The sequence below is a fragment of the Curtobacterium sp. MCPF17_047 genome, from assembly GCF_003234045.1.
In the GTDB taxonomy this organism is placed as follows: domain Bacteria; phylum Actinomycetota; class Actinomycetes; order Actinomycetales; family Microbacteriaceae; genus Curtobacterium.
Map to the genome: position 1 here is coordinate 109,721 of NZ_QKSF01000011.1, position 17,694 is coordinate 127,414.

At 71.8% G+C, this 17,694-nt stretch carries 20 protein-coding genes; 15 read left to right on the forward strand and 5 right to left on the reverse strand.

Annotated features, from left to right (window positions below; all coding sequences use genetic code 11):
• Positions 1-93: 93 nt before the first annotated feature.
• Entirely contained in the window at positions 94-1,683 is a 1,590-nt protein-coding gene (locus DEJ33_RS12510) for a GMC family oxidoreductase (protein WP_111079091.1), read from the reverse strand.
• Complete coding sequence (locus DEJ33_RS12515; RefSeq protein WP_111195148.1) at positions 1,680-3,059, reverse strand: alpha/beta fold hydrolase; 1,380 nt, start codon at positions 3,057-3,059, stop codon at positions 1,680-1,682. Before DEJ33_RS12515 ends, DEJ33_RS12510 begins: the two co-directional genes overlap by 4 nt.
• A gap of 341 nt (positions 3,060-3,400) precedes the next feature.
• Here DEJ33_RS12515 and DEJ33_RS12520 point away from each other — a divergent pair, with 341 nt between their 5' ends.
• The 11 genes from DEJ33_RS12520 to DEJ33_RS12565 all read left to right on the forward strand — a co-directional run bounded on the left by DEJ33_RS12520 (position 3,401) and on the right by DEJ33_RS12565 (position 10,083).
• The gene (locus tag DEJ33_RS12520; RefSeq protein ID WP_111079093.1) at positions 3,401-3,868 is read left to right on the forward strand and encodes an Asp23/Gls24 family envelope stress response protein; all 468 of its coding nucleotides are present in this window, start codon (positions 3,401-3,403) and stop codon (positions 3,866-3,868) included.
• Positions 3,865-4,056 (forward strand): hypothetical protein, encoded by a 192-nt coding sequence (locus tag DEJ33_RS12525; protein WP_111079094.1) that lies wholly within the window; start codon positions 3,865-3,867, stop codon positions 4,054-4,056. The genes DEJ33_RS12520 and DEJ33_RS12525 overlap by 4 nt, the downstream gene beginning before the upstream one ends.
• The gene (locus tag DEJ33_RS12530) at positions 4,053-4,370 is read left to right on the forward strand and encodes a hypothetical protein (RefSeq protein ID WP_111079095.1); all 318 of its coding nucleotides are present in this window, start codon (positions 4,053-4,055) and stop codon (positions 4,368-4,370) included. Before DEJ33_RS12525 ends, DEJ33_RS12530 begins: the two co-directional genes overlap by 4 nt.
• A 13-nt stretch (positions 4,371-4,383) precedes the next feature.
• Positions 4,384-4,959: a DUF6286 domain-containing protein gene (locus DEJ33_RS12535; protein ID WP_111079096.1), complete on the forward strand. Its 576-nt coding sequence runs from the start codon at positions 4,384-4,386 to the stop codon at positions 4,957-4,959.
• Entirely contained in the window at positions 4,956-5,519 is a 564-nt protein-coding gene (locus DEJ33_RS12540; RefSeq protein WP_111079097.1) for a hypothetical protein, read from the forward strand. Before DEJ33_RS12535 ends, DEJ33_RS12540 begins: the two co-directional genes overlap by 4 nt.
• A gap of 158 nt (positions 5,520-5,677) precedes the next feature.
• Positions 5,678-6,268: an Asp23/Gls24 family envelope stress response protein gene (locus DEJ33_RS12545; protein ID WP_111195149.1), complete on the forward strand. Its 591-nt coding sequence runs from the start codon at positions 5,678-5,680 to the stop codon at positions 6,266-6,268.
• Positions 6,269-6,779: 511 nt separating this feature from the next.
• On the forward strand, positions 6,780-7,049 hold the full coding sequence (locus tag DEJ33_RS12550) for a GlsB/YeaQ/YmgE family stress response membrane protein (protein ID WP_111075805.1): 270 nt from the start codon (positions 6,780-6,782) through the stop codon (positions 7,047-7,049).
• A 109-nt stretch (positions 7,050-7,158) separates the two neighbouring features.
• Positions 7,159-8,124 carry a helix-turn-helix domain-containing protein gene (locus DEJ33_RS12555; RefSeq protein WP_111195150.1) on the forward strand — a complete coding sequence of 322 codons (966 nt, stop codon included), beginning with the start codon at positions 7,159-7,161 and terminating at the stop codon, positions 8,122-8,124.
• Between the two features lie 226 nt (positions 8,125-8,350).
• Positions 8,351-8,518 carry a hypothetical protein gene (locus tag DEJ33_RS17295; RefSeq protein WP_181432932.1) on the forward strand — a complete coding sequence of 56 codons (168 nt, stop codon included), beginning with the start codon at positions 8,351-8,353 and terminating at the stop codon, positions 8,516-8,518.
• 45 nt (positions 8,519-8,563) lie between these two features.
• Complete coding sequence (locus DEJ33_RS12560; protein WP_111079100.1) at positions 8,564-8,824, forward strand: hypothetical protein; 261 nt, start codon at positions 8,564-8,566, stop codon at positions 8,822-8,824.
• A gap of 65 nt (positions 8,825-8,889) precedes the next feature.
• Positions 8,890-10,083 carry an AraC family transcriptional regulator gene (locus DEJ33_RS12565; RefSeq protein ID WP_111079101.1) on the forward strand — a complete coding sequence of 398 codons (1,194 nt, stop codon included), beginning with the start codon at positions 8,890-8,892 and terminating at the stop codon, positions 10,081-10,083.
• Positions 10,084-10,274: 191 nt separating this feature from the next.
• Here DEJ33_RS12565 and DEJ33_RS12570 read toward each other — a convergent pair whose 3' ends face one another.
• Both DEJ33_RS12570 and DEJ33_RS12575 read right to left on the reverse strand, forming a co-directional pair.
• Positions 10,275-10,889, reverse strand: coding sequence for a TetR/AcrR family transcriptional regulator (locus DEJ33_RS12570; RefSeq protein WP_111079102.1), 615 nt, complete (start codon positions 10,887-10,889; stop codon positions 10,275-10,277).
• Between the two features lie 81 nt (positions 10,890-10,970).
• Complete coding sequence (locus DEJ33_RS12575; RefSeq protein ID WP_111079103.1) at positions 10,971-13,037, reverse strand: MDR family MFS transporter; 2,067 nt, start codon at positions 13,035-13,037, stop codon at positions 10,971-10,973.
• A 250-nt stretch (positions 13,038-13,287) separates the two neighbouring features.
• Here DEJ33_RS12575 and DEJ33_RS12580 point away from each other — a divergent pair, with 250 nt between their 5' ends.
• Positions 13,288-13,833 (forward strand): MarR family winged helix-turn-helix transcriptional regulator, encoded by a 546-nt coding sequence (locus DEJ33_RS12580; RefSeq protein ID WP_181432933.1) that lies wholly within the window; start codon positions 13,288-13,290, stop codon positions 13,831-13,833.
• A gap of 14 nt (positions 13,834-13,847) precedes the next feature.
• Here DEJ33_RS12580 and DEJ33_RS12585 read toward each other — a convergent pair whose 3' ends face one another.
• Positions 13,848-14,417, reverse strand: a complete 570-nt coding sequence (locus DEJ33_RS12585) for a TetR/AcrR family transcriptional regulator (protein ID WP_258374649.1) — start codon at positions 14,415-14,417, stop codon at positions 13,848-13,850.
• 67 nt (positions 14,418-14,484) lie between these two features.
• Between DEJ33_RS12585 and DEJ33_RS12590 the strand changes: the two genes are divergently transcribed.
• The 3 genes from DEJ33_RS12590 (at position 14,485) to DEJ33_RS12600 (ending at position 17,642) form a co-directional block, all read left to right on the forward strand.
• Positions 14,485-15,243, forward strand: a complete 759-nt coding sequence (locus DEJ33_RS12590) for an SDR family NAD(P)-dependent oxidoreductase (protein ID WP_111079106.1) — start codon at positions 14,485-14,487, stop codon at positions 15,241-15,243.
• A 94-nt stretch (positions 15,244-15,337) separates the two neighbouring features.
• A complete protein-coding gene (locus tag DEJ33_RS12595) occupies positions 15,338-17,173 on the forward strand; it encodes a DEAD/DEAH box helicase (protein ID WP_111079107.1) in 1,836 nt (611 codons plus the stop codon).
• A gap of 187 nt (positions 17,174-17,360) precedes the next feature.
• On the forward strand, positions 17,361-17,642 hold the full coding sequence (locus tag DEJ33_RS12600; protein ID WP_110824133.1) for a pyrophosphorylase: 282 nt from the start codon (positions 17,361-17,363) through the stop codon (positions 17,640-17,642).
• Positions 17,643-17,694 lie beyond the last annotated feature (52 nt).

Below are 17,694 nucleotides of genomic sequence, written 5' to 3' on the forward strand. Positions count from 1 at the left end.
TGACTGAAACGGTACCCAGTTGTCCGTCAGGCGTTCAGGGGTTGACGTTCTCGTCATAGAAGTGGTAGCGGCCCGACCGTCATCCAGGGGAGATCAGACAGCGGCCACCGACCCCGCCGCCCGGTCCGCCGTCGCGTCGTCGCGCAGCATCCGGTCCGCCGTCCGCAGGGACAGCGCCATGATCGTCAGCGCCGGGTTCGCGATCACCGCGCTCGGGAAGACGGAGTTGTCGCAGACCCACAGGTTCGGGACGTCCCAGGACCGGCCCGCCGCGTCGACGACGGAACTGCCGGCGTCGGCACCCATGCGAGCGGTGCCGATGGTGTGCGCGGTGCGCTCGAGGACCCGGACATCCTGTCCGCCGGCCGCCTCGACGATCGCGGTCATCGTCCGGACCGCGTGCCGACCGATCGCCTCCTCGTTCTCGCCCGGGGTGAACGTGATCGTGGCCTTGCGGATGCCGTGCTCGTCGACCTCGTTCCCGAGCACGAGCCGGTTGTCCGGGTACGGCAGGCACTCGGCGTTGATGCCGACCCCGGCCATGTGCGGGTAGTCGCGCATCGCCCTGACCAGCGCTGCGCCGCGGAGACCGCCGCCGCGGACCAGGGAGGTGGCGAAGGTCAGCGGCTGCACGCCGAGGCTCTGGATGAGGTACCCGCCGGCGAAGTCCGCGTCGGTCGGTCGGACGAAGTCCTCGCTGATGATCGAGGACGGGTAGCCGCGGTAGGAGCGCATCGACTCGTCGAAGCGGGCCCACACCTGGGTGGCGCCGTGCGCCGTGAAGTTCCGACCGACCTGGTCGCTGCTGTTCGCGAGCCCGGTGTGCAGCAGCAGGCGGGGGGTCTCGACCCCACCCGCGGCGAGCACGAGGGCGCGGGTGCGCTGCCGGTGGTCCTGGCCGTCCTGGCGGTACACGACCGCCTCGACCTCGCCGCGGGCGTCGAGTTCGATGCCGTGCACGAAGGCCTCGGGGCGGATCTCGGCACCGAAGGCGACCGCGGCCGGCAGGTAGGTGGTGTCCATCGACACCTTCGCGCCGTTCCGGCAGCCCTGGTGGCAGGAACCGCACGAGACGCAGGCGTGCCGGAGACCGTGGTGCTCCTGGTGGCGGTCCTTGGTGGTCAGGGCGACGGGGGCGTCGGTGGCGGTGATCCCGACCGCCGCGGCGCCGCGCATCATCATGTCCGAGGACGCGTTCCGGCCCGGCGGGCGCATCGAGTAGTGACGGGACGGGTCCCACGGGTAGTGCGCGGGGCCGGCGACCCCCACGTCGTGCTCGACCTGCTCGATGGACCGGATGAGCTCGGCGTGGTCGATCGGCCAGTCGTGCCCCTGCCCGGACTCCGTCGCCAGGTGCAGGTCGTGGGCGCTCGGCCGAGGCGTGAAGGCGCCCCAGTGCAGCGTCGAACCGCCGACACCGGTGCCGCTGTTGTTCGGACCGAAGGCGGTCGGGGCCCCGCCGCCACTGATCCGCTCCTCCATCCAGTTGATGTCCGCGGGAGCCTCGACCTCGTCGGGCAGGTGGTCGCCCGGCTCGGTGTTGCGGCCGGCCTCCAGCGCGACGACCCGCAGGCCCGCCCGGGCCAGGCTCGCGAGCAACGGCGCGCCGCCGGCCCCCGTACCGACCACGACGACGTCCACGATCTCGTCCTCGCCGTGGCGCCGCTGGTGTTCGAGCCTCATGGTGTTGCTCCGTCCGGTTCCCACGCTTCGCGTTGTCCGGCTCCCAGCAGTTGGAAACCCTGTTTGCGGACGCCGTCCCCGCCGTTGGCGAAGCCGTCGTAGTCGATCGCGGCCATCGTCGCCGGGTGGGCGAGCCACTGTTTGACGAGGTCGACACCGGCGTCCTTGAACCAGGCACGCAGCTGCCCGGCGTCGAGGACCCCACCGACGGGGGCGCCACCGACCGTGGTGCCGCCGACGGGGCTGTACGAGCCGTCGTCGACCGCGTCGAGGACGCCGGCGAGGTGCTCGTCCGAGACCGCGGCCTCCGGGGCGAGCGCGTCGAGTGCGGCCCGGTAGGCGTCCGGGTCGGCGGGCAGTCCGTCGACGCGCCATCCGTCACCGAGGCCGTCGGCGAGCTGGGCGTCGACGCGGAGGGCCAGGTCGACCTGGTGCTCGTCAGGCTGCGGTACGACGACGCGGGCGACGGCGCGGAGGGTGGCCAGCTGCGCGACGGAGAGTGCGCGCGGTTGCGCCGCCGGGTCGTCCGGCAGTGCGCGGGCCGCGAGGACCGCTCGGGTCCGGGCGCTCACGCGTGGCGAGGCGATGAGCCGCGCCGACACGGTCGGGACGGTGGGACCGTGGTCGACGCGGCGCTCCCAGAAGGAGCGGATCCGGTCGGCGACGCCCCGGGGCTGCTCCCACGGCAGGAGGTGCGCGGCACCCGGCACGACGTCGAACTCGCCCTGCGGCCAGTGCGGCAGGTTCAACTCCCGTTGCGCGTCCGGCCCCAGGTCGCCGTCCTCGGCGCCGGCCAGCACGAGTGCTGGCACCGGGCTCGGGGCGATCGTGTCGGACCAGTCCTCGCGGCTGCTGCGGAGCAGCCAGGCGGTCCAGGCTCCGCGGTCGGCGCGCTGCACGTCGTGGACCGCCGACGCGTACGGCTCGGGAGCGAGTCGGTGGGCGGTGTTCGCGTCGACGAACTCGGCCGCCTCGTCGGGTCCGATCTCGTGGTCGGCTGCCCATGCCAGCATCGTCGCGCGACGCTCCTCGTCCATCGGCTCCGGGGAGAGCGGCGAGGCGGCCAGCAGCACGACGGCTCGGAGCCCGAACAGGCCGTTCGCGCCGCTCATGGTGCGGCCGGCGACGACCGAGGCGACCTTGCCACCCATCGAGTGACCGACGAGAGCCCACTCCGTGGCGCCACTCGTGCCGATGGCCCGCTCGACGAGCACGGCCATCTCCTCGACGGTCGTCCCGGTCACGGCGGAGCTGCTCCCGAAGCCGGGGAGGTCGATGCCGACCAGGTCGAGGGTGCCGCTGAGTTCCGCTCGGAGCGCCGCGAACTCCTCGGAACTGGACCCGAGGGCGTGGAGGCAGAACGCGGTCGCCGTCATGACTCGTTCCTACCGGCCCGGCCGTCCCGTCCTTCAGCACGCTGTACCCCTCGTCCGTGCGAGGCCCGCCTGCGAGCCGTCCCAGACTGGAGGCCCGACTCGCGCCGATCGCGTTGCATACGCCGATCCGTGGCCCGTCCGGATCACGCGGGCCGCGCACCGTCGGAGCCGCAATCGGCACGGAACGCGGTCCGGGGTACAGATCTGACCGCGGGAACGGCGCGTTCCTGGAATGCGCCTGGAAGTCGTGGCGAGGCCGTGACGAACGTCCTCCCCAGCCCGTCTCATCCGTGAACAGCACCCGCTGGGAACACCCGGCGGGCCACTCGGAAGGAGCCACCATGGCCGACACCACGACCACCACGACCACCCCGACCGTCCTCGCCACCAGCGCGACGACGTCGATGAACACCGGCGACCGCGGCGCCACCGGCAAGACCGTCATCGACGACGCCGTCGTCTCGAAGGTCGCCGGCATCGCCGCCCGCGAGGTCAACGGCGTCCACAGCCTCGGCGGCGGCGCAGCCCGTGCCATCGGTGCACTCCGTGACGCCATCGGCCAGCGCGACCTCTCGCAGGGCGTCAAGGTCGAGGTCGGCGAGAAGCAGGTCGCCGCGGACATCACCATCGTCGCCGAGTACCCGGTGCCGCTGCAGCAGGTCGCCGAGGGCGTCCGCGCGTCGGTCTCCCGCGCCATCGAGCAGATCGTCGGCATGGAGGTCGCCGAGGTGAACGTGACGATCCAGGACGTCTTCATCCCGGGTGACGACGACGAGGACGAGGACAAGAAGGAGTCGCGAGTCGCATGAGCGCCACACTGAGCGGTGCCCTGATCGGCGCCATCCTCGCGGTCGTCGCGCTGCAGTTCGGCTTCTGGGGCTTCGTCCTGGTCGTCGTGTTCGCCGCCGTCGGAGGGCTCGTCGCAGCCCTCGTCACCGGCCGGATCGACCGGAACGCCCTGACCGACGTGCTGACCGGGCGTCGGAGCTCCCGGTGACCGGCGGCCCGGGCACCGTTCCGGGCCGAGTCGAGATCACCACCCGCGCCTTGACCTCGTGCGCGCGCGCCGTCGCCGCTGAGCGGCTCGGCGCGCCCGCGAAGCGGGTGCGGGTGGAGCTCGGCGACGCTCACGGGGCGTTGGCCCTGGAGATCACCGGTCCGGTCGCCGCCGGCACCGACCTGGTCCAGGCGGCGACGACCGCAGCGGCCGAGGTCCGGAGTCGCGTCAGCGCCCTCACCGGACGTCGTGTCGGGTCGGCGCGCATCGAGCTGACCGGGATCGTGCGCGAGCGCGAGGCCCGGGTCCGTTGACGAGGAGAACCCCATGAGCAGCAGTCCCGTCGAACGTCGGTTGCGTCGCCGCAGCGTGCACCGTTCCCGGTCCACGGCGGTGTCCGTGGCGTTGGTGGTGCTCGTGCTGGTCGCGGCGTGGATCGGCACCGAGTCGGTCCTCCGAGCGGTCGGGGCGGCGCCACTGCTGGCCGACCCGCAGACCGCGGTCGACGCCGCACTCCAGCCGGACCAGACCTTCGTCACCCTGATCGAGGTCATCGCCGCGGTGCTCGTCATCGCGGGTGTGGTCCTCGTCGTCCTGTCCCTGAAGCCCGGCCGCCAGCACCGCGCAGTGGTGCCGCACGACCGCGGCGCCGTGGTCATCGACTCGTCGATCATCGCGTCGACCGCCCGGAACGCCGCCGGCGTCGCCGCCGGCGTGCCCGACGCGCACACCACCGCGAGCGCCCGTGGTGCCCGCACCGAGGTGCACGTCGTCCCGATGTCCGGCATCCCGGTGGACTCGGCAGCCGTCGAGCGCGCCGTCGCCGAACACCTGGGCCGCCTGGACGACCGGTTCGGCCGCCAAGTCACCGTCCGTGTCAGCGAGAAGGGCGCACTGTCATGACCTCGAGCAACCGCACCCTGAACCGGATCATCCTGTTCGTGCTCGGACTCGTTGCCGTCGTCATCGGCCTGGCCATGGGCGCCGGAGTCCTGCCGGTCGTCCGTGATGCGCTGCAGCCGTCCCTGACGTTCCCCGATCGCGTGGAGGTCCCCGCGACGTCCCTGTGGATCGTCGCCGCGGCCTGCCTCGTCGTGGTCGTCCTCGCCCTCGTCTGGGTCGTCACACGCGGCCGTGGCGGCACCGCCGTCGCCGTCCGTGAAGCCCAGGGCGACGACGAGGTCACCGTCAACGTGGCCCTCGTCCGCGACGTCATCGACCACGAACTGGCCGGCGTGCACGACGTCGTCTCGTCGAAGGTCGACATGTACACGGTGCGCAAGCAGCGAGCCGCACGGCTCCGTGTCGCGGTCCGCCGCGGCGGGGACGCGGTCACGGTCCTCGACGCCGTCGACTCCGCGATCGCCACTCTCGACCGGACCCTCGGTCGTGAGGTGCCGATCCTGGTCCACCTCACCGGCGGCACGCGCTCGGCCCTCTCGAAGGCCAGGCGCGTCGTCTGACGGACGTGTCACGGGCCTCCCGGCCGCGGCACCACCAGCACCACCCTCACCACCAACCGCGGTCGAACGCTCGACCAGCTGACACGACGGGGCTCGCGCGCGTTCGAGCGCGATGCCCCGTCGTGCGCTCACGGCCCGCTCGATCCGAGGAGGAGAGCATGCAGAACGACACCCGAACCGACACGCTCGTGCAGCACGACCCGCACGCGTCCGCGCAGCGCACCCCCGTTGACCTGCCCGCGTCCCTGACCGCCCCGCTCCCCGAGGACGCCGCGGCCGTCACCGTCGCCGCCCGGACCGCAGCGGTCACGGCCCTCGGCGTCGACGGGGTCCACCACCTCGGCGGGCTCACCGAGCGTGCGGCCGACCAGGTCCGCAGCCGACTCGGACGCAGCGGCAGCGCGCTCGGGGTCCGCGTCGACGACTCCGACGGCACGCTCGACGTCTCGGTCGCCGTCGTCGTCAGCTACCCGCACCCCGTGATGGAGGTCGCGGCCGAGGTCCGCACGAAGGTCCGTGCCGCTCTCGTCCAGCTCGCCGAACTGCCAGACCACGTCGAGGTCGGCGTCCGCGTCCTCGACGTGCACGGCCCGTTCGACGACGAGCCTCAGGCGCTCGATGAAGCCGTCGAGTCCGCGCGCGGCGCGGCGTCGGACGCGGCGGACGACGTGCGCCGTGCGGCCGAGACCGTCCGCGCCGACACGCACGAGGACGCGGCTCCTGCCGACACCACAACCGCCCGACCGTGACGTCCTGGGCCGAGCGGCGGGATCCGCCGTCAGGTGGCCGCCGCCCGCCGCAGGCCGCGCGGGGTCTGGGTCGCGATCGGCTCGGCAGATCGTGCCAGCGACGTCTGGCCGGTCGTCTCCGGCCGCTGGTCTCGCTTCGTCGGCCGACGCTGCCCGCCAGAGATTGTCCGCTGAGCGCATCGCTGACTGTGTAGTGTGCCTAACTACTTTCCCGAGAGCAGAGTGGAGCGGTACATGCAGCACCTCGGAAGGACCGGTCAGATGCACTCGACGCCCGCGAGCAACTCATTCGTGGACGGGGACACCCCGACCGAAGCCATCGACATGACCGCTCTGTTCGCAGAGCAGTCGCGTGACGGTCTGCTCGAGAGCATCTGATCGGCACCACTGGTCAGCAACTGACCGGTACCGCCCGTCCGGGAGCGTCGAACTCGACCGCTCCGCCGCCCCTCCGGGCGGCACACCTGCTCCACAACGGCACCTCACGGTGCCCGTCCTGAAAGGCACTCCCATGAGCTTCCTCGGCTTCATCCTGCTCGGCCTCATCGCCGGCGCCATCGCCAAGCTGATCCTCCCCGGTCGCCAGGGTGGCGGCTGGATCGCCACGCTCGTCCTCGGTGTCATCGGCGCCCTCATCGGCGGCTGGCTCGGCGGCCTCATCTTCAACGTGGGCTACGACGGCTTCTTCAGCATCCAGTCGTGGATCATCGCGATCGTCGGTGCGATCATCGTCCTCCTCATCTGGGGTGCGATCACCGGTCGTCGCGGCGCCCGCGCCTGACACCCTCCCCGGCGCTCGTCGCCGGACCGGAGAGCCCCGCACCGACCGGTGCGGGGCTCTTCGTCGTCGGTGGCGCGTCTGTCGGTGGTCCACGGCATGCTGGGAGTGCATGGACTCAGTCGAACAACCCCTGGTGCACGTCGACCGTCGCGGCATCGCCGTCGACGAAGCGGTCGCGTTCTACGAAGGTGTCTACTCGAGCCAGGACATCCACATCGGGGACGCTGCGTCCGAGGGGTTCTCGTGGCGGTACCGGGCGGTCGGGGACGACCACGTCACGGTCGGCACCTCGTCCGTCGCTGCCCGCCGCTGGGGGACGATCGACCCCGGTGACGACTACGTGCTGGCATGGGCCTCCGCGCCGGGGATCCTGCTCGACACCGGTTCATCCGACCCCGTCGAGATGCTGCCGGGCGTCCCGGTGATGTACCCGGCCGGGCGGGACTTCACGTTCCGCGCGGCACCGACCGTGCAGCACGTCATCCGCTTCGACCGGACGTTCCTGCAGTCCGTCGCCGCCGCGCGCCAGGGGGACCTGCCGGCACCGCTGCAGTTCGCACGCCACCCGGACCCCGCGGCACTCCGACAGCTCCGCGCGGTGGTGTCGGCGTCGGCCGCGGCGCTGTTCGACCCCACGACCGGTCGCGACCGACGCTCGGCACTCGACACGACCGTCGCAGAGGCCGTCGTCGGCACCTTCGACGCTCGTCCCGTCCCGCCGACGGGGCTGCTCAGTGCCGGACCGGCGACCATGCGGCTCGCGCAGGAGTGGATGGTGGCGAACGCCCGTCGGCCGATCACGATCACGGACGTCAGTGTCGCCGCCGGGGTCGCCGTGCGGTCCCTGCAGGCGTCGTTCCGTCGGCACACCGGAGCGTCCCCGATGCACTTCCTGCGCCAGGTCCGGCTGCACCGGGTACGCGCCGAGCTCAGCGCAGCCGACCCGGACACCGCCACCGTCGCGCAGATCGCCGTCGGCTGGGGCGTCGGGCACCTCGGCAGGTTCTCGGGCGCCTACGCGGCCACGTTCGGAGAGCCGCCGTCGGCGACGCTCCGCCGCCGTCGGAGCGTGTGACGGGCCTGCCGTCGGCTCAGCCCGCTCGGTCGGACCGTGCGTCGTCACCGCCGGCGCGCGGCCGCCGTCCGACCGGCCCGGAGCGCTGCCGGTGCGCGGACCGGACACCGTGTCCAGCGGGCGTACTCCACGGGCCGCGCGGCTTGGTCGGGCGGGGTGCGCGGGGGATGCTGTCCCTGCGCCTCCGAACCCTTCGGGTCGGGCGCACCAGCAGGAAGAGCGCACCGTGAACGAGCGCGTCCGACCCTCCCTCCACGAACTCCGGCTGCAGGCCGACGAATGGCACCGCCGCGGGCTCAGCCACCCCGACGAGATCGACGCGATGGTCTCCCGCCGCACGGCCGGGTCGACACCCGCCGAGCCCACCTACGCCGACTTCTTCACCGTCGTCTGACCGACCCTCGCACCGGCGTCCGACTGCGTGCGTAGGCTCGGCGACATGTCCGACTTCTCCGCAGACCAGGCCGCCGTCGTCCGCATCGAGCGCTCCGAAGAGGGTCGGTGGGACCTCACGCTCGTGAGCGACAGCGGTGTCGCGATCGGCCACGGCGTGCACCTGTTCGACCGGTCGCAGGACGACGGCGTCGACGAGCTCGCGGCCGCGCAGCAGTTCGTCGGGGGGTACGGCTGGCGCTTCGAGGGCGACGCCGTGCAGCAGGACGGCGCAGATGCGTTCTGGGCACCGCTGATCCGCACCTGAGCGGTCCTCTCCACGGTCCGGGTACAGCCCGGACATCCGCGTTCTGCGGATGAGATGATGGCTGCGTGCCACCGATCCACCACGACAACGGGTTCCGCAGACAGCGGTTCACGGACGCGGGCGGCTCGGACTACACGGCGATCTTCCGCTCCGAGTACTCCGGCCAGGACCTCCGGCGCGACACGACCGTCGCCACCGACACCTTCGCGGCCGAGGGCACACGGTACGAGTACTTCGTCATCGGTGACGACGACCTGACGCTCCGCACCATGAACGCCCGCGGTGGCCGTCGCGGTGGCGTCATCGGACCGCGCGACGACCACGTGGTGTTCTGGCTGCAGCGCGGTCGCCTCGAGATGCACTTCGCGGACCGGTCACGCGTGATCGAACCGGGCAGCCCGTACATCGCGTCCGCGTCCGAGGCGTACCGCTTCGCATCCGAGGAGACCGTCTACAACGGCGTGCACATCTCCGATGCCTTCCTCCGCAAGACCGCGGGGGAACTCGGGTACCCGATGCCCGACGGGCCGGTCCTGTTCGACCAGCAGGACGAGCGGGTCGCCCGTCACGAACCGCTCCGTCGGCTGCTCGGCGAGGTCAGTCCGACCCTGATGGACGACCGGGTCCGCGGCGCGATGCGGACGGCCCTGAACCGACGGCTCGCGACCGTCGTCCTCGACACCTTCCCGCTCCGGGACCGCGGTGACGACGTCCCGACCGCCAGTCACCTGCGGGACGCCATCGCCTTCGTCGAGGAGCACGCCCGAGACCGACCCTCGGTGCCCGCCATCGCCGCCGCCGCGGGCCTGAGCGAGCGCGGCCTGCAGGAGGTCTTCGCGCGCACGCTCGGCGTCACGCCGAACGGGTTCCTCCGCGACCAGCGGCTGGACGAGGTCCGGCGGGAGCTCCTCCGCGGAGCGTCACCGAACAGCGTCCTGGAGGTCGCACGCCGCTGGCGGTTCACGAACCCCAGCCGCTTCGCGACCGCCTACCGTGCCCGGTTCGGGGAGGGCCCTTCGGCGACGCTCCGGGCGGCCACCGCGCAGCGCCCCGACGGCCGGTCCTCGTGGCGCATCCGCCAGGCGGTGGGCTACATCGAGGCGCACCTCGACGACGGCTGCACGGTCGCCGACATCGCCGCGGCCGCCGGCTTGCGCCCCCGCCGGCTCCAGCAGCTCTTCAAGGAGGAACGGGGCACCACGCCGACCGCCTTCCTCCGCGACCTGCGCGCGCTCCGCCGGTCCGGCGACCGCTCCTGAGCAGCGCTCTCGGGTGTCGGTCGCGGGGTGACCGGCTCCGGACGGGAGGCTTGGATCACAGCCGTCACGTGCCTCCCGTTCGGCCGTCCGGCCGTCCGGCCGTCCGGCCGTTCGGCCGTCCGGCCGACCGCGACGTCCTGGGTCCGGGCTGCGTCCCCTGTCGGCCGGCCTTCCGCAGGCGCCTCGGGCCGTCAGCGATCGGTGACGAGCGCGACCATCTCGGCGACGACGGCGCGGAGGCGCGTGGCCAGGTCCGCCTGGTCCAGCACGGTGAAGCGGTGCGCGACCTCCGTGAGGGCCGACATCACCAGGGCGACGGCGGTCCGGGCGGTGTCCTCGTCGGTCCGCGTGGTGACGGCGGCGACGAGCGACTTCCGGGACTCGGCCATCCAGCGCATCACCATCGGCGTCATCTCCGGGCGGCGGACCAGCAGCTCCTTCGTGCGGGCGCGGTCCGCGGAGAGCGGGACGGTGTGGGCGACGAGGTCGCAGACGTCGTCGACGAGTGGCCCGTCAGCGGCGGCGAACCGGTCGCGGACGGAGTCGGGGACGTCGACGGTGTCGAGACCGATCGCGGCGTGGGCCTTCGACGAGAAGTAGTTGAAGAACGTGCGCGGGGAGACGTCGGCGTCGGCGCAGATCTGCTCGACGGTGACGCCGTCCAGGCCGTGGTCGGTGATGCGGGTGAGAGCCGCGTCGTGGATCGCCTGCCGGGTCTGCTGCTTCTTGCGTTCGCGGAGCGTGCAGGGCTCGGTGTTGCCGTCGACCGCAGGGCTGTCGTGTGCGGGTGCTGCCGTGGGGGACACGGGCGACCTCCGGTGGGGGAGAAGTGGGGCGGGCCGCCCGCGCTGCCGGTCGGGACCGGTGTGCGCGGGCGGCCCGGGTGGTCACCGACGCTGGGTCGGTGTGGATCCGGTCATCGGACCGGTGAAGGAGCCGGCTTCGGCCGCGGCCAGGCCGGCGTCGGCCTCGAGCTGTGCCTCGGCGGACATGTCCGCCTGCTCCTGCAGGGCCGAGCGCTGGCGCAGCGGCGGCACCTTGAAGAACCAGGTGAGCACGAACGCGAGCAGGATCACGCCGAGTCCGACCCAGTAGATCGTGACGGACGAGGCGTTGAAGCCGGCCATGAACGGGCGGGTCAGCCGGGAGTCGGCTCCGGTCAGGAACGAGGTGTCGTTCGTGGCCGAGGCGCTCGAGTCGCCGTTCGCGCCCTCGTCGATCTGCTTGACGAGGTCGGGGACGACCTGGTCGACCCAGTAGGTGCGCTGTCCGGCGTCGGTCCAGTCGACCGCGAGCCGTCCGTCGACGACGCTGGCGTGCGCCCGGTCGGCAGCCGTCGCGAGTGCGGTGGCCTCGGCCTGCGGGGTGGCGTCGGCGACCTGCTGGGCGATCACGGTGGGGGCGGCGGCCGCCGGGATCGTCCCGGCGGTGACCTGCGCCTGGACCGCGGCAGTGACCTGCTGGGTGACGGCCTGGTCGGCGGCCTGCTTCGCGGCGGTGGTGCCGCGGGCGAGCCCGGAGTCGATCTCGTCCTGGATCGGGTCGACGATCGGGTCCCAGATCTGGTCCATCACGCCCTGGTTGGCCTTCGCGCTGGCGACGGTCGGGTTGAGCGCCGCGTCGAGTGCGTCGGTCAGGTCGGCCTTGTTCGCGGTGGCGTGCACGATGTTGGCGGGCATCACCGAGAACAGGATCGAGAGGAGCACGGCGGTGCCGAGCGTGCCACCGATCTGGCGGAAGAAGGTCGCCGAGCTGGTCGCGACGCCCATGTCCTTGGCCTCGACGGAGCCCTGTGACGCGAGCGTCAGGGACTGCATGACCGAACCGAGTCCGAGACCGATGAGGAACATGCCGATCATCAGGAACCAGAGCGGCTTGTCGATCGTCATGAAGGTCAGGACGACGTAGCCGGCGGACACCAGCGCGGTGCCGATGACCGGGAAGATCCGGTAGCGGCCGACGCGGGCGACGATCTGACCCGAGGTGATCGAGGCGATCATCAGGCCGCCGACCAGGGGGAGCGTGGCGAAGCCGGACTCGGTCGGGCTGAGACCGACGACGATCTGCAGGTACAGCGGGATGGTCAGCATGGCGCCGAACATCGCGAAACCGACGAGGAAGCCGATGACGGTCGCCATCGAGAACGTGCCCGAGCGGAAGAGCTTCAGCGGGATGATCGCCGCGTCGCCCATCTTCGACTCGATGAGCAGCAGTGCGACGAGGCCGACGGCGCCGATGACGTAGCAGGCGAGTGCGGCGGGGGAGCCCCAGCCCCAGGTGCGGCCCTGTTCTGCGACGAGCAGCAGCGGGACGAGGGTGACGATGACCGAGGCCGCGCCCCACCAGTCGACGACCGGCTTGTCCCGCTTGTCGTGCACCTTGGGCAGGTGCAGGAACACGATCACCATGGCGAGCGCGGCGATGCCGATCGGCACGTTGATGAGGAGCACCCAGCGCCAGCCGGTGATGAAGAGGATCTCGGACGCGCCGGCGAGCAGGCCGCCGATGAGCGGGCCGATGACCGAGGAGATACCGAAGACGGCGAGGAAGTAGCCCTGGTACTTCGCGCGCTCACGCGGGGCGAGGATGTCGCCCATGATCGCGAGCGGCAGCGACATCAGCGCGCCGGCCCCGATGCCCTGGACCGCGCGGAAGGCGGCGAGCATGAGCATCGACGTGGACATCGACGACAGCACGGCGCCGACGATGAAGACCACGATGCCGAAGATGTAGAGCGGCCGGCGGCCGAAGATGTCGGAGAGCTTGCCGTAGATCGGCGTCGCGATCGTCGAGGTGATCAGGTAGGCGGTGGTGACCCAGGCCTGCTGGTCGAGACCGTGCAGGTCGTCCCCGATGGTGCGGATCGCGGTGCCGAAGACCGTCTGTCCGAGGGAGGACAGGAACATGCCCGCCATCAGCCCGTAGATGACGAGCAAGATCTGACGGTGGGTCATCAGGGGTTGCTGACCGGGCGCACCGGGGGTGGCGGCGCTCCGGCCCGGCACCGGCGTCTGTGCGGTGGCTGTTGACAATGCGGGTCCTTCTGGTTCGACGTGCCGGACGGCGAGTGCGCCGTCGGGCGGAGGCGAGGCGGGTGCGGGGGCCACGGAGGGGCCGCTGCGCAACCTGAAACCTTGCAGGCTCCGCAACTTTACATCCGTTGCGTTCTGCAAGCAACTAGTTGGCGCGTCGTACGATGTCGCCGTGCCCGAGGACGACCGGAACGACGACGACCGAGCCGAGGCCGAGCGGCTGCTCCGCCGACAGCTCGACCGGCTCTGGGTGCGGCAGACCCTGCGCACCGTGCTCATCGAGCAGTCCGGCGGCCTCGACCCGACCGCGCGGGTGATCCTCCGAGCCGTCGAGCGACTGGGGGAGGTCCGCTCGACCGCCGTCGCGGAACGCACCGGACTGTCGCGCCCGGTGGTCAGTCGGCGGATCGCGGGGCTCGTCGAGGCCGGGTACGTCCGCACCGCCCCGGACCCGGACGACGGCCGCGCGGCCCTGCTCGGCCTGGCGCCGGCCGGACGCGCCCTGCTGGACGGGCTCGACGCGCAGGGTGACGCCGTGTTCGACGACGTCACGAGCGTCTTCCGCGGCGACGAGTTGCGCGACTTCGCCCGGCTCCTCACCCGGTTCAACGACCGTGCCGCCGCGGTGCTCGGCGCTGGCGGCGAGGGCGAGGGTGGGGGCATCGGGGATGCGGGTACCGCGGGCACCGACACCGCGGACGGAGAACCGGCTCCGTAGCGGAGTCCCCCGGCTCAGGCCAGGCCGGCCAGGACCCGGTCGACGACCTCGGCCGGCCCGCCCTCGCCGTGCTGCGCCCACCAGGTCAGCGCCGCGTCCGCCGCCGCCGCGAAGACCGCGCAGCGCACCCGGACGTCGAGGTCGTCCTCGGACACCCCGTCCCGCCCGGCCACGAACGTGACCAGCGTCCGTTCGAGCTCGGTGACGAAGAAGGCCCCCTCCTGCGCGAGACTCGGGTTCGCCCGGATCACGCGGAGCCGTCGACGCGTCACCTCGACGGCGTCCTCCGGGAAGGTCGCCGCGATCCGGTACGAGGCGCGGAGGGCGGTCGCCGACGGCTCGTCGTCCGGTCGCTCGTCGAGGGCGTCCTCGAACCGTTCCCGGAAGGCGTCGAGGCCGCCCCACACCAGCGAGCCCTTGGTGGGGAAGAGCCGGAACAGGGAGCGTCGACTGATCCCGGCCTCGGACGCGACGTCGTCCATCGAGACGGCGTCGTACGTGCGCTCGTCGAACATCCGGAGCGCGACGAGGGACACCACGTCCGGGTCGATCGTGCGGGGACGGCCCGTGGTGCGGTCGCTCATGGCTCCCTTTCGGCACTGAGTGCTACAACTGTGGTGCGCAGGCAGCGCGACGCAAGGAGGAGACACCATGACCGACACCACCGCCGGACGGTTCGCCGGCTCGACCATCATCGTCACCGGAGCGGGATCCGGCATCGGACGCGCCACGGCCACCCGCATCGCGCAGGAGGGCGGCCGCGTCATCGCCACCGACGTCGTCGCCGACCGCCTCGATGCGCTCCGCACCGAACTCGCGGGCCTCGACGTCGAGACCGTGGTCGGGGACGTCGCCGCGAGCGACACCATCGACGCGCTCATCGCCGCCGCCGGTGACCGCATCGACGGGCTCGCGAACGTCGCCGGGATCATGGACGCCTTCCTGCCGCCGGACGAGGTCGACGACGCCACCTGGGAGCGTGTCTTCAGCGTCAACGTCACCGGCCCGATGCGCCTGACCCGCGCCGTGCTGCCGCTGATGATCGCGGCCGGCAAGGGCTCCGTCGTCAACGTCGCGTCCGAGGCAGCGCTCAAGGCCTCCGCCGCGGGCGCGGCCTACACGTCGTCCAAGCACGCCATCGCCGGGTACACGAAGAGCGTCGCGTTCTTCCACGGACCCCAGGGCATCCGCGCCAACGCGGTCGCTCCGGGTGCGGTCGCGACCAACATCGAGGCGCCGATGAAGAGCGAGTACGCGGCCCGCCGGGTCGGCCCGATCATGCAGACCACCATCCCGCCGGTCGCCCAGCCGGAGCAGCTCGCCGCCGCCATCACGTGGCTGCTCAGCGACGACTCCGCGAACGTCAACGGGGCCGTCCTGCCGAGCGACGGCGGCTGGTCCGTCGTCTGAACCGACCCCGTGACGGCCGGGAGGCACGTGGCGAGACCGCCCCGCGCCTCCCGTCTGTCTGGGGCCCGGGCCGAAAACGGGATACCGTTCCTCTATGAGCACCGAGAACACCACCCCCGCCGAAGCCGTCGACGAGGAGCCCGTGATCACCTTCGCCGACCTCGGGCTCAGCGAACCCGTCCTCAAGGCCGTCAAGGACATCGGGTACGAGACCCCCTCCGCCATCCAGGCGGCCACCATCCCGATCCTGCTCGAGGGCCGCGACGTCGTCGGCCTCGCCCAGACCGGTACCGGCAAGACGGCCGCCTTCGCGCTGCCCGTCCTGTCCCGCATGGAGTCCGGCGCGAAGCTGCCGCAGGCGCTCGTGCTGTCCCCGACCCGTGAGCTCGCGCTCCAGGTCTGCGAGGCGTTCGAGCAGTACGCCTCCCACATGAAGAACGTGCACGTCCTCCCCGTCTACGGCGGTCAGGCGTACGGCGTCCAACTCTCCGCCCTCCGTCGCGGCGTCGACGTCGTCGTGGGCACGCCCGGTCGCATCATGGACCACATCGCGAAGGGCACGCTCGACCTGTCCGAGCTGAAGTACCTGGTGCTCGACGAGGCCGACGAGATGCTCAAGATGGGCTTCGCCGAGGACGTCGAGACGATCCTCGCCGAGACGCCGGACACCAAGCAGGTCGCGCTGTTCTCGGCCACGATGCCCGCGCAGATCCGACGCATCTCGAAGCAGTACCTGAACGACCCCGCCGAGATCACGGTGAAGGCCAAGACCACCACCTCGGCGAACACGACGCAGCGCTACCTCGTCGTGTCGTACCCGCAGAAGGTCGACGCACTCACCCGCATCCTCGAGGTCGAGGACTTCGAGGGCATGATCATCTTCGTCCGCACCAAGAGCGAGACCGAGACCCTGGCCGAGAAGCTCCGGGCCCGCGGGTACGCCGCCGCCGCCATCAGCGGTGACGTCGCTCAGGCCCAGCGCGAGCGGACCGTCAACCAGCTGAAGTCCGGCAAGCTCGACATCCTGGTCGCCACCGACGTCGCCGCCCGCGGCCTCGACGTCGACCGGATCACGCACGTGGTGAACTTCGACATCCCGATCGACACCGAGTCCTACGTGCACCGCATCGGTCGCACCGGGCGTGCCGGCCGTTCGGGTGCCGCGATCAGCTTCGTGACCCCGCGCGAGCGTCGCCTGCTCACCGCGATCGAGAAGGCCACCCGTCAGCCGCTCACGCAGATGCAGCTGCCGAGCGTCGAGGACGTCAACTCCACGCGTCTGACCCGCTTCGACGACGCCATCACCGCGGCGCTCGAGCAGCAGACCCGCGTCAGCGCGTTCCGCGACATCATCGCCCACTACGTCGAACACCACGACGTGCCGGAGTCCGACGTCGCCGCGGCGCTCGCCGTCGTCGCGCAGGGCGACACCCCGCTGCTCCTCGACCCGGCCGACGACCGTGCCCGCCAGCAGATCGAGCGCGACGAGCGCCGCAGCCGTGACGACCGCCCCGCGCGGGACGGCGACCGCGAGCGTGACGGTGGTGACCGTCGTCGTCGTTCGGTGCCGATGACCGCCTACCGCATCGAGGTCGGCCGTCGCCACCGCGTCGAGCCGCGCCAGATCGTCGGCGCACTCGCGAACGAGGGCGGGCTGCGTCGCGACGACTTCGGTGCGATCCAGATCCGCCCGGACTTCTCGGTCGTCGAGCTGCCGTCGGACATGGGCTCGGACGTCCTCGACCGTCTGCGCGACACCCGGATCAGCGGCAAGCTCATCGAGATCCAGCCGGACCGTCGTGGCAGCATCCGTCGCGACAGCGGCACGCGTCGTGACGGCGCCCCCTACGGCGACCGGGGCTCGCGAGACGACCGCGGCGGCTACGGCGACACCCGCAAGCCGCGGCAGACCCGCGACGACCGCGACTGAGACGGTCGCGCGCTGATGCGCGCATCCGCCTGACGGGAGGCCCGACACCAGCTGGTGGCGGGCCTCCCGTCATGTCTGTGGAGAACCTGGTCCGTCGGCTCTGCGAGCCGGTATGGTGGACGACGTCAGAGCCTCCGGGGGATCTTCTGCGCGGGGGTGCAGGTACGAAGAGAATGAGGGGTTCACCATGTCGCGTGTGCTTTCGACCGAACAGGCGAAGACCGCCATCCGTCAGATCCAGTCCATCGTGAACGGTGGGTTCACGGACCAGATCTCGCAGCTCGACGCCCAGGGGCGCATCCTGTCCGACTCGAACGTGTGGGACGGCCCGCTGGCGTCGAACTTCCGTGGGTCGACCTGGCCCGAGACGAAGGCTGCGCTGGACAAGGCGAAGACCGAACTCGAGCAGCTCCGCACGCAGCTCGACAAGATCTCGCAGGACATCTTCACCGCGGGTGGCGGCGCGTAAGCAGCTGCTCGGACAGCGCCCGGGCCGTCGACCAGTTCGACGGGCCGGGCTG

Excerpts from the sequence above, each read along its gene's own strand:
- DEJ33_RS12510 (WP_111079091.1), bottom strand. The coding sequence starts at position 1,683 with ATGAGGCTCGAACACCAGCGGCGCCACGGCGAGGACGAGATCGTGGAC.
- DEJ33_RS12515 (WP_111195148.1), bottom strand. The coding sequence starts at position 3,059 with ATGACGGCGACCGCGTTCTGCCTCCACGCCCTCGGGTCCAGTTCCGAG.
- DEJ33_RS12520 (WP_111079093.1), top strand. The coding sequence starts at position 3,401 with ATGGCCGACACCACGACCACCACGACCACCCCGACCGTCCTCGCCACC.
- DEJ33_RS12525 (WP_111079094.1), top strand. The coding sequence starts at position 3,865 with ATGAGCGCCACACTGAGCGGTGCCCTGATCGGCGCCATCCTCGCGGTC.
- DEJ33_RS12535 (WP_111079096.1), top strand. The coding sequence starts at position 4,384 with ATGAGCAGCAGTCCCGTCGAACGTCGGTTGCGTCGCCGCAGCGTGCAC.
- DEJ33_RS12540 (WP_111079097.1), top strand. The coding sequence starts at position 4,956 with ATGACCTCGAGCAACCGCACCCTGAACCGGATCATCCTGTTCGTGCTC.
- DEJ33_RS12545 (WP_111195149.1), top strand. The coding sequence starts at position 5,678 with ATGCAGAACGACACCCGAACCGACACGCTCGTGCAGCACGACCCGCAC.
- DEJ33_RS12550 (WP_111075805.1), top strand. The coding sequence starts at position 6,780 with ATGAGCTTCCTCGGCTTCATCCTGCTCGGCCTCATCGCCGGCGCCATC.
- DEJ33_RS12555 (WP_111195150.1), top strand. The coding sequence starts at position 7,159 with ATGGACTCAGTCGAACAACCCCTGGTGCACGTCGACCGTCGCGGCATC.
- DEJ33_RS12560 (WP_111079100.1), top strand. The coding sequence starts at position 8,564 with ATGTCCGACTTCTCCGCAGACCAGGCCGCCGTCGTCCGCATCGAGCGC.
- DEJ33_RS12575 (WP_111079103.1), bottom strand. The coding sequence starts at position 13,037 with ATGACCCACCGTCAGATCTTGCTCGTCATCTACGGGCTGATGGCGGGC.
- DEJ33_RS12585 (WP_258374649.1), bottom strand. The coding sequence starts at position 14,417 with ATGAGCGACCGCACCACGGGCCGTCCCCGCACGATCGACCCGGACGTG.
- DEJ33_RS12590 (WP_111079106.1), top strand. The coding sequence starts at position 14,485 with ATGACCGACACCACCGCCGGACGGTTCGCCGGCTCGACCATCATCGTC.
- DEJ33_RS12595 (WP_111079107.1), top strand. The coding sequence starts at position 15,338 with ATGAGCACCGAGAACACCACCCCCGCCGAAGCCGTCGACGAGGAGCCC.
- DEJ33_RS12600 (WP_110824133.1), top strand. The coding sequence starts at position 17,361 with ATGTCGCGTGTGCTTTCGACCGAACAGGCGAAGACCGCCATCCGTCAG.